This is a genomic window from Pseudogemmobacter bohemicus, assembly GCF_003290025.1.
GTDB classification, from domain to species: domain Bacteria; phylum Pseudomonadota; class Alphaproteobacteria; order Rhodobacterales; family Rhodobacteraceae; genus Pseudogemmobacter; species Pseudogemmobacter bohemicus.
Window position 1 is genome coordinate 456,967 of the sequence record NZ_QNHG01000003.1, and the last position, 13,364, is coordinate 470,330.

Annotated in this window: 15 protein-coding genes; 7 read left to right on the forward strand and 8 right to left on the reverse strand. The window is 63.8% G+C overall.

All coding sequences use genetic code 11. The features are described from left to right. Positions 1-2 precede the first annotated feature (2 nt). On the reverse strand, positions 3-455 hold the full coding sequence (locus DRF71_RS17050; RefSeq protein WP_408634546.1) for a MaoC family dehydratase: 453 nt from the start codon (positions 453-455) through the stop codon (positions 3-5). Positions 456-612: 157 nt separating this feature from the next. After that, complete coding sequence (locus DRF71_RS17055; RefSeq protein ID WP_112311738.1) at positions 613-1,509, reverse strand: TIGR01459 family HAD-type hydrolase; 897 nt, start codon at positions 1,507-1,509, stop codon at positions 613-615. Positions 1,510-1,684: 175 nt separating this feature from the next. On the opposite strand from DRF71_RS17055, the gene purE reads away from it, so the two are divergent. Beyond that, complete coding sequence (gene purE / locus DRF71_RS17060; RefSeq protein ID WP_112311739.1) at positions 1,685-2,179, forward strand: 5-(carboxyamino)imidazole ribonucleotide mutase; 495 nt, start codon at positions 1,685-1,687, stop codon at positions 2,177-2,179. Continuing rightward, positions 2,172-3,248: a 5-(carboxyamino)imidazole ribonucleotide synthase gene (locus DRF71_RS17065; protein ID WP_112311740.1), complete on the forward strand. Its 1,077-nt coding sequence runs from the start codon at positions 2,172-2,174 to the stop codon at positions 3,246-3,248. Before purE ends, DRF71_RS17065 begins: the two co-directional genes overlap by 8 nt. Before the next feature lie 50 nt (positions 3,249-3,298). On the opposite strand, the gene DRF71_RS17070 is transcribed toward DRF71_RS17065, so the two are convergent. Continuing rightward, on the reverse strand, positions 3,299-4,012 hold the full coding sequence (locus DRF71_RS17070; protein ID WP_112311741.1) for an esterase/lipase family protein: 714 nt from the start codon (positions 4,010-4,012) through the stop codon (positions 3,299-3,301). Next, positions 4,006-4,404, reverse strand: coding sequence for a low affinity iron permease family protein (locus DRF71_RS17075; RefSeq protein WP_112311742.1), 399 nt, complete (start codon positions 4,402-4,404; stop codon positions 4,006-4,008). The genes DRF71_RS17070 and DRF71_RS17075 overlap by 7 nt, the downstream gene beginning before the upstream one ends. A gap of 108 nt (positions 4,405-4,512) precedes the next feature. Between DRF71_RS17075 and DRF71_RS17080 the strand changes: the two genes are divergently transcribed. Beyond that, on the forward strand, positions 4,513-5,007 hold the full coding sequence (locus DRF71_RS17080; RefSeq protein WP_112311743.1) for a GreA/GreB family elongation factor: 495 nt from the start codon (positions 4,513-4,515) through the stop codon (positions 5,005-5,007). Positions 5,008-5,124: 117 nt separating this feature from the next. Here DRF71_RS17080 and groL read toward each other — a convergent pair whose 3' ends face one another. Next, entirely contained in the window at positions 5,125-6,762 is a 1,638-nt protein-coding gene (groL, locus tag DRF71_RS17085; RefSeq protein WP_112311744.1) for a chaperonin GroEL, read from the reverse strand. Positions 6,763-6,837: 75 nt separating this feature from the next. Then, entirely contained in the window at positions 6,838-7,125 is a 288-nt protein-coding gene (locus DRF71_RS17090) for a co-chaperone GroES (protein ID WP_112311745.1), read from the reverse strand. A 296-nt stretch (positions 7,126-7,421) separates the two neighbouring features. Between DRF71_RS17090 and DRF71_RS17095 the strand changes: the two genes are divergently transcribed. The 4 genes from DRF71_RS17095 (at position 7,422) to DRF71_RS17110 (ending at position 11,615) form a co-directional block, all read left to right on the forward strand. Next, entirely contained in the window at positions 7,422-8,432 is a 1,011-nt protein-coding gene (locus DRF71_RS17095; protein ID WP_112311746.1) for a TraB/GumN family protein, read from the forward strand. A 210-nt stretch (positions 8,433-8,642) separates the two neighbouring features. Then, positions 8,643-10,079: an NAD-dependent succinate-semialdehyde dehydrogenase gene (locus tag DRF71_RS17100; protein WP_112311747.1), complete on the forward strand. Its 1,437-nt coding sequence runs from the start codon at positions 8,643-8,645 to the stop codon at positions 10,077-10,079. Positions 10,080-10,203: 124 nt separating this feature from the next. Next, complete coding sequence (locus DRF71_RS17105) at positions 10,204-10,452, forward strand: hypothetical protein (protein ID WP_112311748.1); 249 nt, start codon at positions 10,204-10,206, stop codon at positions 10,450-10,452. 242 nt (positions 10,453-10,694) lie between these two features. Next, on the forward strand, positions 10,695-11,615 hold the full coding sequence (locus DRF71_RS17110) for a manganese-dependent inorganic pyrophosphatase (RefSeq protein WP_112311749.1): 921 nt from the start codon (positions 10,695-10,697) through the stop codon (positions 11,613-11,615). Between the two features lie 75 nt (positions 11,616-11,690). Here the strand turns inward: DRF71_RS17110 and DRF71_RS17115 are convergent, their stop codons facing one another. Next, on the reverse strand, positions 11,691-12,932 hold the full coding sequence (locus tag DRF71_RS17115; protein ID WP_112311750.1) for an Hsp70 family protein: 1,242 nt from the start codon (positions 12,930-12,932) through the stop codon (positions 11,691-11,693). Positions 12,933-13,004: 72 nt separating this feature from the next. Continuing rightward, entirely contained in the window at positions 13,005-13,223 is a 219-nt protein-coding gene (locus DRF71_RS17120) for a YdcH family protein (protein WP_112312132.1), read from the reverse strand. Positions 13,224-13,364: the final 141 nt, after the last annotated feature.

Consider the following 13,364-nt stretch of genomic DNA (forward strand, 5'->3'; position numbering starts at 1 on the left):
GGTCAGTCGAATTTGCGGCTTGGCGCCAGAACGACGGCCTCACCCTTCAGGACCGTTGTTGTACCGACAGATGCGGTGGTTTCAAGGGTAACCCGCCGTTTCGCGTGATCAATCGCGAGGACAGTCACTTCTGCGGTCACCATATCGCCCGGACGGACGGGGGCCATGAATTTCAGGCTCTGGCCCAGATAGACGGTGCCATGGCCGGGAAGCTGCTCGCCGATCACCGCCGAAATCAGCCCGGCGGTCAGCATGCCATGCGCGATACGACCCTGGAAAATAGTGTCCTGGGCGTAGGAATCATCCAGATGCACCGGGTTGCGGTCGGTCGAGACCTCGGCGAACAGTTCGATATCGCGGTCGGTGACCTGTTTCGTCAGGCTGCGGCGCATCCCGATTTCGAGATCCTCGATGCAGATCGTGCCGCGCGGCTGATTATGGCTGTGGTCGAACATCATGGCGGGTCCTGTGGCCGACGAATCCCTTACGTCGACCACAAGTTTAGCAGATGCTGCAGTGCAGAGCAATCCATCGCGCAAGTTGTTTGCGACATTGGTGCGAAAACTGGAATAAAATTACTGACTCGATCTGTGATCCGCTCTGGCCTCCGGCTCAGGCCAGAGCGGGAATCGCATAGCGCGGCGCCACCTGCTGTGCCTCAAGCCAGGCGTTCAGCCGGGCCGGATCGGGATGCTGCGGGTCAGTGCCGAATTCCCCGGCATGGATGCCGCCGGTGATGAACAGCGCGTCCAGATCCTCGCCCGCAGCGCCGCGGATATCGGTGGGCATGCCGTCACCGATGCAGAGAATGCGCATATCGTCACGACCGGTCAGGGCCGAGAGCCTGCGGCGGGCTAGGTCGTAGATCGGCGGATGCGGCTTGCCGAAATACAGCGCCTCGCCGCCCATCTCCTCATAGGCCTGGGCCAGAGAACCGGCGCAGAAGATGCGCTTATCGCCCCAGTCGACGATGATATCGGGATTGGCGCAGAGCATTTTCAGCCCATTGGTCTTGCCCAGCAGCAGCTCGGCCCGGTAGTCGGTCGGGGTCTCGACCATGTCATCCCTGAGGCCGGTGCAGACGATGCCCTCGGCCTCCGCCAGCGGCACCAGGGTGATCGGGGGCTCGGACGCCGCCAGATCGGCCAGATCGGCGGCGAAGGTGGTGAAGAAGGGCATGTCCTTCTCGGCGCCGATATGGAAGACGCGCCGCCCCACCGCACCGGTCAGCAGCCCGAATTGCGCCGCATCGCCGGAAGAGGCGATCTCGTCCCAGGCGTCGCGCGGCACGCCGATCCGGTCTAGCTGTGCGATCACCGCATCCCTTGGCCGTGGCGAATTGGTCAGAAGAAGCACGGTCACCCCGCGCGCCCGTGCCGCCTGCAACGCGGCAACGGCGGCGGGAAAGGCGGTCTCGCCATTATGCAGGCAACCCCAGAGATCGCAAAACAGCGCATCATAATCTCCCGCAATCTCGGCGAGCGACGGGATCAGTGTGGTCTGGGTCATGGAAGCGCGTCCTTTCAGCTGGCAGGGCAAGGAATAGGCGAGGGCGGCGGGAAAGGCAAAGGTCCGCCACGGAAGGCGGCAGAGGACGCCGGCGGGGCCCGGCTTGTGCTTGCTCCTGTCGGAACATGCGGTATAGGACCGGAGCAACCGGCACAGGGCCGGAAACGGGGGCGTCATGCCGGAAGAAACCGTCGCTGTCGGAATCATCATGGGGTCACAGTCCGACTGGGCCACGATGAAAGAGGCCGCCCTGGTGCTTGATGAGCTGGGGATCGTCTATGAGGCAAAGATCGTCTCGGCCCATCGCACGCCCGACCGGCTGTGGGATTACGGCAAATCGGCGGTGTCGCGCGGGCTGAAGGTGATCATCGCCGGCGCCGGCGGTGCGGCGCATCTGCCGGGGATGATGGCCTCCAAGACCCGCGTTCCGGTGATCGGCGTGCCGGTGCAGACAAAGGCGCTTTCCGGCGTCGACAGCCTTTATTCCATCCTCCAGATGCCGAAGGGCTTTCCGGTTGCGACCATGGCGATCGGGGCCGCCGGAGCGGCCAATGCCGGGCTGATGGCGGCGGGAATCCTTGCCGTATCGGATGCGGGCATCGCGCTGCGGCTTGATGCCTGGCGGGCGGCTTTATCCGCCTCTATCCCCGAGGAGCCGAAAGATGAGTGAGACGGTGAAGCCGCTGGCGCCTGGCGCTGTGATCGGCATCCTTGGCGGCGGGCAGCTGGGGCGGATGCTCTCGGTCGCGGCCAGCCGGCTGGGCTATGTCACCCATATATTCGAGCCCGGCCCGGCGCCGGCGGGACATGTCTCGGCGCGGGTCACCACGGCGCCTTATGAGGATCTCGACGCGCTGCGCGCCTTTGCCGAAAGCGTCGATATCGTCACCTATGAATTCGAGAATGTGCCGACTGCCGCGCTGGATGTGATCGAGGCCATTCGCCCGATCCGCCCCAACCGGCGGACGCTGGCGATCAGCCAGGACCGGATCATCGAGAAACAGTTCCTGAACGGGCTGGGCCTGAAGACCGCGCCTTTCGCCCAGGTGGATGGGCTTGCCGATCTGGAAGCGGCGGTGGCCTCGCTGGGTCTGCCGTCGATCCTGAAAACCACGCGGTTTGGCTATGATGGCAAAGGACAGATCCGGCTGACGCCCGGGGCCGATCTCGCCGCCGCCTGGGAGAGCATGGCCGGCGCCCCTTCGGTGCTGGAGGGCTTTGTGGCCTTCGAACGCGAGATTTCGGTGATCGCGGCGCGGGGCGTTGATGGTCAGGTCGCAGCCTATGATCCGGGCGAGAATGTGCATCGCGAGGGGATCCTGCGCACCACCACCGTACCGGCGCGGATTTCCCCTGCGCTGCGCTCGGATGCGGTGCTGATCGCGGCCAGGATCCTCAATGCGCTGGATTATGTCGGCGTCATGGGGGTTGAGCTGTTCGTCACGCGCGAGGGGCTGCTGGTCAATGAGATTGCGCCCCGGGTGCATAATTCCGGCCACTGGACGCAACAGGGCTGTGTGGTCGATCAGTTTGAACAGCATATCCGCGCGGTGGCCGGGCTGCCTTTGGGCGATGGCACGCGCTATGTCGATGTGGTGATGGAGAACCTGATCGGTGCCGATATCGAGCGGGTGCCGGATCTGTTGCGTGAAAGCAGCGTGGCGCTGCATCTTTACGGCAAGGGCGCCTGGCGCGAGGGCCGCAAGATGGGCCATGTGAACCGGATCGTGAAGGGCTGAGGCGGTGCTTCCGGTCGGGGGCGGATGCGCTCCGCGCGGGAGTATTTAAGTCAAGAGGAAGAGGCAGGTTCTTCGCGGGCGAAGCGGCCATGAGCGATGAAATGCTGCGTCTGACGGATCACCGCGGGGGCGAACATCATCCAGGTATGGCTGACGGAGAGGGTGATATGGTCGCTCATCCCTGCGAGCCTGGTGCTTTCGACGCTGACCTTGCCATCATCCTCGCCCGGGATCAGGGATGAGAACCAGGGGCTGACCGAGCGGTTGCCGGCGATGATCCCGAGGGGGTAATCGGCGGGCGGCAGCCGGTTTGGCCAGCTGTCCGGCCCGGTGCCGAGTGCAAGGCCTGCGGGCCCGTTCACCCAGCGAAACGGCGCCAGCGCGCCCAGCCGGTCGACGATTTCAGAGCCGTGATTGGGCGGCGCCAGCATCACCACGCGGCCAGGGGGCGGCAGGCGGTGGCGGCCCAGCCAGTCGCGCAGCAGGATACCGCCCATGGAATGGGTGACCGCATGGACCGGCCGGCCCCCCGCCAGCACCGCGCCGAGCTGCGGGTCGAGCCAGTGCGCCACATCGGCGACCTCCATCCGGGTGGAGGGATAGGCGATGTTCACCACCTCATAGCCGGCGGTCTTCAGCACGACCGCAATCGGCAGCAGCGAGCGCTGCGAACGGGCGAGGCCATGGATCAGCACGACCGTTTCGCCGCGCGGCGGGCGGGGGCTGGGCAAGGCCGGATGCGGCAGCGGGGGGCGCCTCAGCATTCGGGCGAATCCGTATCGCCCTCACCCCGCAGCTGACCATCCCGCGCCGCCCGCGCCAGTGCGATGAAACGGCGGCGGAATTCGGCGATCTCCCGCTCGTCCAGTTCCTCCAGATCCATCAGCGCGTTATGGGCGCCTTTGGTCGCGCGGATCAACTCGTCCAGTTTCAGCTGGATGGCTGCGGTGTCATGGTCCTGGCTGTTCTGGATCAGGAAGACCATCAGGAAGGTGATGATGCTGGTGGCGGTGTTGGCGATCAGCTGCCAGGTGTCCGACCAGCCGAAAACCGGACCGGTAATGCCCCAGATCACCACGAAACCGGCGGCCATCAGCAATGTGGCAGGGCGCCCGCACATCCGGGCACAGCGGCGGGCAATGGAGGCGTAGCTCATGGCGGGTTTCCCTGGGGCACTGGTGACGCTGCCAGTCTGGGGCAGGGCGTGGCTCTGGACAAGACGTGCATTCCGGACGAGCCTTGTCCCTCCGGAGCGGAGGGCAGGATGAGCAGGGCTTTTGTGAATGAGGATGCCGGCGCGGACCGCGCGGATCTGCCGGAGCTGCCGCTCTCAAAGCATCCGAATTACGTCACTTTGCGAGGGCTGGCGGATCTTCAGGCGCGACTGACAGCGCGGCATGATGACCTCGCCGCATTGCGGGCCCGCGAAGACAGGCTCGACAAACTGCCCGAGGCTGCCGCCGAACGCGATATCCGCTGGCTGGAGGCGCGGCTTGCCTCGGCGATCCCGGTCGATCCGGCGATGCAGGGTATCGAGGAGATGGGGTTCGGCCTCCAGGCCCTGGTCTCCGATGAAACCGGCACCGAAACCCTTTATGAGATCACCGGCGAGGATGAGGCTGATCCCGCCAAAGGCCGTATCGCGCCACATTCGCCGCTGGCCCGGGCGCTGATCGGGGCGCGGCCCGGCGATGAGGTCATCTGGAAACGCCCCGCCGGCGATCTGACCCTGGAAGTCCTGGAAATCCGCCGTCCCTAAACGCCCCGATCTTCCTCTTGACTTAAATACTCCCGCCGGAGGCATTTGCCGCGCAGGCGGCAAAGAAAAAGGGCGACCCGAGGGCCGCCCTTTCCCAAATTTCCCAGAAGGGATGGATCAGAAATCCATACCACCCATGCCGCCGCCCGGCATTGCCGGAGCGGCTCCTTTGTCAGCCGGCTTGTCAGCGATCATCGCTTCGGTGGTGATCAGCAGCGAAGCCACCGATGCCGCATTTTCCAGCGCGGTGCGGGTCACTTTCGCCGGGTCGATCACGCCGAACGAGAACATGTCGCCATATTCTTCGGTCTGAGCGTTGAAGCCGAACGAGGTCGAGGAGGATTCGCGGATCTTGCCGGCGACAACAGCCCCGTCAACGCCCGAGTTTTCCGAGATCTGACGCAGCGGAGCTTCCAGTGCGCGGCGGATGATGCCGACGCCCACGTCCTGGTCCGAATTCGCGCCTTTCAGGCCTTCGAGAACCTTGCCAGCCTGAACCAGAGCCACGCCGCCGCCGACGATCACGCCTTCCTGCACCGCAGCGCGGGTTGCGTTCAGCGCGTCATCAACGCGGTCTTTGCGCTCTTTGACTTCGACTTCGGTCATGCCGCCGACGCGGATGACTGCAACGCCGCCAGCCAGTTTGGCCACGCGCTCCTGCAGTTTCTCTTTGTCGTAATCCGAGGTGGTTTCCTCGATCTGGGTGCGGATCTGGGCCACACGGGCTTCGATCTCGGCTTTCTCGCCAGCACCGTCAACGATGGTGGTGTTGTCTTTGTTGATCGAGACTTTCTTGGCGCGGCCGAGCATGTCGACGCCGACATTCTCCAGCTTCATGCCCAGATCGTCCGAGATCACCTGGCCGCCGGTCAGGATCGCGATGTCCTGCAGCATGGCCTTGCGACGATCACCAAAGCCCGGAGCTTTGACAGCAGCGATTTTCAGGCCGCCGCGCAGCTTGTTGACCACGAGGGTCGCCAGCGCTTCGCCTTCGACATCTTCTGCGATGATGATCAGCGGCTTTTGCGACTGGATCACAGCCTCCAGCAGCGGGACCATCGGCTGCAGCGACGAGAGTTTTTTCTCGTGCAGCAGGATGTATGCGTCTTCGAGATCCGCAATCATCTTGTCGGCATTGGTGACGAAATAGGGCGAGAGGTAGCCGCGGTCGAACTGCATGCCTTCGACAACCTCAACCGAGGTCTCGAGGCCCTTGTTCTCTTCGACGGTGATCACGCCTTCATTGCCGACTTTCTGCATCGCGTCAGCGATGAAGCGGCCGATGGTGGCTTCGCCGTTGGCCGAGATGGTGCCGACCTGTGCGACTTCGTCCGAATCCTTGACCGGGCGCGAAGCGGCTTTGATGGCTTCGACGACTTTGCCGGTTGCAAGGTCGATGCCGCGCTTCAGATCCATCGGGTTCAGGCCGGCTGCGACCGAGCGCAGGCCTTCCTTGATGATGGCCTGTGCCAGCACGGTTGCGGTGGTGGTGCCGTCGCCGGCTTCGTCATTGGTGCGCTGAGCGACTTCCTTGACGAGCTGGGCGCCCATGTTTTCGAACTTGTCCGAAAGCTCGATCTCTTTGGCGACCGACACACCGTCCTTGGTGATGCGGGGCGCGCCGAACGACTTTTCGATCACGACGTTGCGGCCTTTCGGGCCGAGGGTCACTTTGACCGCGTCCGCGAGAACATTGACGCCGCGCAGCATGCGGTCACGAGCGTCGGTGGTGAATTTAACGTCCTTGGCAGCCATGGCTGTCTCCTTCGGATGTATGTTTCAGGAAAAAAGAAAGCGCGGCTCACGCGAAACTGCGGAGCCGCCCCGTCATCACGAGATGATGCCGAGGATGTCGCTTTCTTTCATAATGAGCAGCTCTTCACCTTCGACGGTGACTTCGGTGCCCGACCATTTGCCGAACAGAACGCGGTCGCCGGCTTTGACCGACGGAGCGATCAGCTCGCCCGAATCCTTGCGTGCGCCTTCGCCGGCCGAGACGATCTCGCCTTCAGCGGGCTTTTCTTTCGCGGTATCCGGGATGATCAGCCCGCCCTTGGTTTTTTCCTCGGACTGGACGCGGCGGACCAGCACACGGTCATGCAGCGGTTTGAATGCCATCTGGTAACACTCCCTAAGGTTCCAGGTTGAATGGGATCAGCACTCACCCTGGGGGAGTGCTAACGGCACCACACGTAGGAAACCGCATCTGGCCTGTCAACCGCCTGACCCGGCTTTTTATCTGCCGGACCGGAGAACAGGCGCGGACGGGGCCTTGCGCCATGCGGAAACAATCACGCCACCGGCTGCGTGATGCCTTGGTCTTGCCGCGCTGAAATGTCAGTCTGTGCAGTGGCCCCGCCGAAAGGCGGCTCGTCCCCGCCGCCTGGCGGTTCATCATTGTGCCGGAGACCGACATGAAACACCTCGCCGCCGCAGCTTTTGCGCTGTTCGGTCTTGTCTCGCAGGCTGCGGGTTTCTGCGGCGGGACCAATCTGGTCGACCAGATGCTGCCCGGCGATCTGGCAGAGATTCGCGCCCGCGCCCATGCCGTCCCCTATGCGCGCGGCAATTTCTGGACGGCCGCGAAAGACGGCCAGACAATGACCATCGTGGGCACCTATCATATTGATGATCCTCGTCATATGCCGGTTTTGCCGCCGCTGACCGAACGGATCGGTGCGGCGTCGGTGCTGCTGGTCGAGGCTGGCCCGGAGGAAGAAGACGCGCTGATGAAAGCGATGGGGAAAGATCCATCGCTGATGTTCATCACCGATGGTCCGAGCCTCCTTGAGCGCCTGCCGCGCGACACCTGGCGCCGCCTTTCCGAGGCGCTGGAGGCGCGCGGCATTCCCGGCGTGTTCGCGGCCAAGTTCCAGCCCTGGTACGCGACCGTGGTGCTGGCGATCCCCCCTTGCATGATCACCCAGCCCGATCTGAAAAACGGCCTCGATGCGCAGCTGATTGACGCGGCAGAGGCAGCGGGCGTGCGGGTTCAGGCGCTGGAGCCCTATGATACGCTGTTCTCGATCTTCGGCGCCCTGACCGAAGACCAGTCGATCGCGATGATCGAGGCCTCGCTGGCGCTGGAAGGGCAGTCCGAAGATCTGGCCGTCACCACCGCCGATCTCTATTTCGAGGCCGATTCGCGGATGATCTGGGAGCTGAACCGCCTCTTCGCCTATGATCAGCCCGGTTACACCAAAGACCAGGTTGATGCCGAGATGGCGGTGATGGAGGATGTTATGATGATCCGTCGCAATCAGGCCTGGATCCCGGTGATTGAGGCCGCCGCCGCCGAGGGGCCGCTGGTCGTGGCCTTTGGCGCGCTGCATCTTTCGGGCGAAGAGGGGGTTCTGAACCTCCTGGCCCGGAATGGCTGGACCCTGACCGAGCTGGATCTCGCCGGCGCGGCGGCACAGCCGTAACGGGCACCGCCGGGAGGAACCAAAGATATCTGCCGCCTGCCGGTTTTGCCCTGTCGACGCCGGGCGATGGCAGCGCTATCTCTTGCTCCGGGCCGGCATGCCAGAGTCGGCATACCAGAGTCAGCAGGCCGGATTCGGCAAACCAGAGACGGCAAACCAGATCTGGCAGCACGGGCCTGGCAGAGTTGATCAGCATCCAGGGAATTCGCCATGACGCGCAAAACCGAAACGCTCCTTTTCATCGACGGCCAGTGGCGGGCGGGAACCGGCGGGCGGGTGATCCCCGTGATCAACCCGGCGACCGGGCTGCAGATCGGCACTGTCGCCCATGCCGCGCGCGAGGATCTCGATGCGGCCCTCGCGGCGGTGGAGCGGGGATTCCAGGTCTGGAAGAACGTCCCGGCCTTTGAACGCGGCAAGATCATGCGCAAGGCGGCGGTGCTGCTGCGCGAGCGCGCCGATGATATCGCGGTGCTGATGACGCTGGAAAACGGCAAGCCCCTGGCGCAGTCGAAAGTGGAAATCGCCGGCGCTGCCGATGTGATCGACTGGTTCGCGGGCGAGGGGCAGCGCACTTACGGCCAGGTGATCCCGTCGCGCGCGCCCGATGTGCTGCAATTCACCGTGAAACAGCCTGTCGGGCCGGTTGCGGCCTTCACGCCATGGAATTTCCCGCTGAACCAGGTGGTCAGGAAGCTCTCTGCGGCGCTGGCGGCGGGCTGCTCGATCATCGTGAAAGCGCCCGAGGAAACCCCGGCCTCGCCGTCCGGGCTGATCCGCGCCTTCCAGGATGCCGGTGTGCCGGCGGGGGTGGTGAACCTTGTCTACGGCATCCCGGCCGAGATTTCCGAGTATCTGATCCCGCATCCGGTGATCCGGAAGATCAGCTTCACCGGCTCGACCCCCATCGGCAAGCAGCTGGCGGCTCTGGCCGGGCTGCATATGAAACGCGCCACGATGGAGCTGGGCGGTCATGCGCCGGTGATCGTGGCGGGCGATGCCGATCTTGATCTGGCAGTGTCGCAGATCGCGATGCACAAATTCCGCAATGCGGGCCAGGTCTGCGTCTCGCCGACGCGTTTCCTGGTGCAGGAAGACCTCCACGCCGCCTTTACCGAGCGGTTCACCGATTACGCGGCAAAGCTGAAGGTCGGCGACGGTATGGACCCCGCAACCGAGATGGGTCCCTTGTCGAACGAGCGCCGCGTCCCGGCACTTGAGGCGCTGATCAATGACGCGGTGGAAAAGGGCGCGCGCCTGACCACCGGCGGGCGGCGAATCGGCAATGAAGGCTGGTTTTTCGAGCCGACCGTGCTGGCCGATGTGCCGCTCGCGGCCCGGATTATGAACGAGGAACCCTTTGGCCCGGTGGCGGTGATCAACAAATTCACCACCATCGACGAAGCGATTGCTGAGGCGAACCGGCTGCCCTTCGGCCTTGCCTCCTACGCCTATACCTCTGACACCACGACCGCGACCCGGCTGGGCCATGAGATCGAGGCCGGGATGCTGACGATCAACCATCTGGGCCTCGCGCTGCCGGAAACGCCCTTTGGCGGCATGAAAGACAGCGGTTATGGCACCGAGGGCGGCTCGGAAGCCATCGAAGCCTATCTCGAAACCCGGTTCGTCACCCGCAAAGGATAACGGGTTCCAGGCGGCAACCACCGGATATTGCACAATATCACGGCGATCACTGGAGCCTCTCTCATTCCTGTGGCAAATCTGCCCCCGGCGGAGGGTGCCGCAGGAATGAGAGAGGTAGGTATAAGTGAAACGGTTTTTGACGATCCTGGTCGTGGCGGTTTTCGCGGCTGCGGCAATGCTTGGCTATCGCTATCTGTCCTGGGTGAAGAACTGGGATGGCGCTGACACGCCTTTCGACGAGGTCGGGATCGACCTGCACCAATATATGCCGGGTTTCGTGCAGGACTGGGGCTGCGCGCAGCTCTTCGCCGAATTCGGCGACAAGACCCTGCCGCCGCATGGCTGTCGGGGCAAGGGTGGCTGGCCCGCCTGAAGAAGCTGGCCTGCCTGAAGAAACAGAGGCGGGGGCCTTGCCCCCGCACCCCCAGGATATTTAAGGACAGATGAATTCCGGTGCTTTTCATCTGTCCTTAAATATCCCCGCCGGAGGCTTCCGGACCCGGCCAGAGGCGCGCCTTATTCATGTCGTCGCAGGGGAGCGGCCTCAGGTGACAAGCGTGTTCTCCTTGCCTATAAGGCGCGGCGAAACAGTGCTTCTCCCGCAAGGAATCTGACATGACGATCAAGGTTTTTGGCCACAAATCCCCCGATACCGATTCCACCGGTTCGCCGATCATCTGGGCCTGGTATCTTTCGGAGATCAAAGGCACCCCGGCAAAGCCCTGTCTGCTGGGCGAGCCGAATACCGAAGCCGCTTTCGTGCTGAAGCACTGGGATCTGGCAAAGCCCGAGATCATCGCCGATGTGGCGGCCGGCGATGAAGTCGTTATCGTCGACACCAACAACCCGGCCGAGCTGCCGCCCTCGGTCAATGAGGCCGCGATTATCGGCATCATCGACCACCATATGCTGGTCGGCGGGCTGAAAACCAAAGCGCCCATCGACATCACCATCCGCCCGCTGGCCTGCACCGCGACGCTGATGCATGATCTGATCGGCGCCGATCTGTCCCGGGCCCCGAAAGCCATCAAAGGCGCGATGCTGTCCTGCATTCTTTCCGACACGCTGGAATTCCGCTCGCCCACCACCACGCCGCATGACAAGGCCGTGGCCGAGAAACTCGCTGCCGATCTGGGTGTCTCGATCCCCGATTATGCCAGCCAGCTGTTCGAGGCGAAATCGGACGTTTCCGAGTTCTCGGACGAGGCGCTGCTGCGGATGGACAGCAAGGAATACACGATCGGCGGCAAGGAGCTGCGGGTTTCGGTGCTGGAAACCACCGCGCCGAAGATCCTGCTGGACCGCAAGGCCAGCCTGATGGCGACCATGCCGGCAGTGGCGAAAGCCGATGGCGCAGACCAGGTGCTGCTGTTCATCATCGACATCCTGAAAGAAGAAGCGACGCTTCTGGTGCCGAATGATCTGGTGAAGACCATTGCCGAAGCCTCGTTCGGGGCCAGGGTCGAGGGCGACACGGTGGTTCTGCCGGGCATTATGAGCCGCAAGAAGCAGATCCTGCCGTCGCTGAAGATCTGAGGCTGAAGACCTGAGGCCTGAAGATCCATGGGCAGAAAAATCTGATCGGGAAGGGCGGCCTCCGGGCCGCCTTTTTCATACTGCGGCGGCCAGCGCCAGGCCGTCCACCACCGCCGTAAAGGCCTCGGAGCGGTGGATGCGGGCCCCGGGCAGCAACTCCGCCGCCAGATCGCTGACCAGCCGCATCAGGCTGGAGCCGCCGACAAGGATCACCGCTCCGATCTTATCGGCGTCGAGGCCGGAGAGCTGCAAGGTCTCGCGGATCGCCAGATCCAGCGCGCTGCGATGGTCGCGCAAAGCCAGATCCAGTGACCCCCATGAGATCGGCGCCGAGAGGGCGGGTTCGATGAACCCCATCCCGATCCGGGTCTTCGCCTCGCCATTATTTGCGGCAATCTTGCCGCGCTCGACCGCAAAGGCGAGTTCATGGCCCAGTTCTTCCTCCAGCACGGTCGCCAGCCGCGCCAGCCGTTTGCGATCCACCGCGAGGCGCAGCATCGAGGTCACCTCGCGCTTTGTCTCGGGCGTGTAGAGAAACGGGATCCGCGCCCAGGTGGCGAGGTCAGAGAAGATCGCATTGGGCACCGGCAACAGCCCTGGCCCCATCTCTCGTCTGAGCTCGCCGCCATGGCCAAGGCGCGGCATCACATGCGCCATCGAGACGGAATGGTCGAAATCGGTGCCGCCCAGCCGGATGCCATGGCTGGCGAGAATATCGACGCGGCCGCCCGCCGCCCGGAAGACGCTGAAATCCGAGGTGCCGCCGCCGATGTCGATCACAAGGCCGGTCTGGTCGCCGATCTCCTGTTGGCAGGCCCAGGCGGCGGCCTCGGGTTCGGCAAGAAAACTCACTGAGGTAAAGCCGGCAGCGTGGTAGCAGGCGCGCAGATCGGCCTCGGCCCGGGCATCGCGGGCCGGATCATTCGTGTGAAAATGCACCGGGCGGCCCGACAGAACCTGATCGGGGCAGGCGCCGGTCGCCCGGGTGACGCGGGCGCGCAGCTCGATGAGAAAGGCGGTGATGATATCCGCGAGGCTCTGCCGTTTGCCGCCGATCATCCGCGTCTCATGCAGCAAGGGCGTGCCGAGAACCGATTTCAGCGCCCGCATATAGCGGCCTTCATCGCCCGCGATCAGTGCTTCGCCGGCGGCCTGGCCGATCCGCATCGCGCCGCCCTTTGGCGGGAAGAAAACGGCGGTGGGAAGGGTGTCGCTCTCTGCCTCGATGGCAATGCGCCTGACGGTCCCGCCCGGCCCGGGCAGGGCCACGGCGGTGTTCGAGGTGCCGAAATCAATCGCGAGAATAGTCGCCTGCATCGCCGGTCATCATCTGGTTTGGGGCGCGCGGAGTAGCCCAAAGCCGGGTCAGGGGCAACAGGCGAAGCGGGTTCAGGCGATGATATCGGGGATCAGCCGGTCCTCGATGGTGGAGATCTGGTCCTTCAGCGACAGCTTTTGCTTTTTCAGCCGCCGGATGGTCAGCATATCGGGGCGCCCGGTGTCTTCCAGCGCGGAAATCGTCTCATCAAGGTCGCGATGTTCCCGGCGCAAAACCCCGAGTTTCACGCGCAGCATCTCATCAAAGCTCATTTCAGAGGGGGCATTCATGGCTGGACGCGGGTCTTTGCTGAAGGTTCTGATCAAAACATAGAGCCGAATGATGATTCGGAGAAGCGCCACCCGGGGTTCTGTGGAAATTTTCCCGCCAGGCCCGTGATTTGCCGGACTTGCAGGGCGGCGCTCTGCCCC

Excerpts from the sequence above, each read along its gene's own strand:
- DRF71_RS17095 (WP_112311746.1), top strand. The coding sequence starts at position 7,422 with ATGAAACACCTCGCCGCCGCAGCTTTTGCGCTGTTCGGTCTTGTCTCG.
- DRF71_RS17050 (WP_408634546.1), bottom strand. The coding sequence starts at position 455 with ATGTTCGACCACAGCCATAATCAGCCGCGCGGCACGATCTGCATCGAG.
- groL (WP_112311744.1), bottom strand. The coding sequence starts at position 6,762 with ATGGCTGCCAAGGACGTTAAATTCACCACCGACGCTCGTGACCGCATG.
- DRF71_RS17090 (WP_112311745.1), bottom strand. The coding sequence starts at position 7,125 with ATGGCATTCAAACCGCTGCATGACCGTGTGCTGGTCCGCCGCGTCCAG.
- DRF71_RS17120 (WP_112312132.1), bottom strand. The coding sequence starts at position 13,223 with ATGAATGCCCCCTCTGAAATGAGCTTTGATGAGATGCTGCGCGTGAAA.
- DRF71_RS17075 (WP_112311742.1), bottom strand. The coding sequence starts at position 4,404 with ATGAGCTACGCCTCCATTGCCCGCCGCTGTGCCCGGATGTGCGGGCGC.
- DRF71_RS17100 (WP_112311747.1), top strand. The coding sequence starts at position 8,643 with ATGACGCGCAAAACCGAAACGCTCCTTTTCATCGACGGCCAGTGGCGG.
- DRF71_RS17115 (WP_112311750.1), bottom strand. The coding sequence starts at position 12,932 with ATGCAGGCGACTATTCTCGCGATTGATTTCGGCACCTCGAACACCGCC.
- purE (WP_112311739.1), top strand. The coding sequence starts at position 1,685 with ATGCCGGAAGAAACCGTCGCTGTCGGAATCATCATGGGGTCACAGTCC.
- DRF71_RS17110 (WP_112311749.1), top strand. The coding sequence starts at position 10,695 with ATGACGATCAAGGTTTTTGGCCACAAATCCCCCGATACCGATTCCACC.
- DRF71_RS17070 (WP_112311741.1), bottom strand. The coding sequence starts at position 4,012 with ATGCTGAGGCGCCCCCCGCTGCCGCATCCGGCCTTGCCCAGCCCCCGC.
- DRF71_RS17065 (WP_112311740.1), top strand. The coding sequence starts at position 2,172 with ATGAGTGAGACGGTGAAGCCGCTGGCGCCTGGCGCTGTGATCGGCATC.
- DRF71_RS17080 (WP_112311743.1), top strand. The coding sequence starts at position 4,513 with ATGAGCAGGGCTTTTGTGAATGAGGATGCCGGCGCGGACCGCGCGGAT.
- DRF71_RS17055 (WP_112311738.1), bottom strand. The coding sequence starts at position 1,509 with ATGACCCAGACCACACTGATCCCGTCGCTCGCCGAGATTGCGGGAGAT.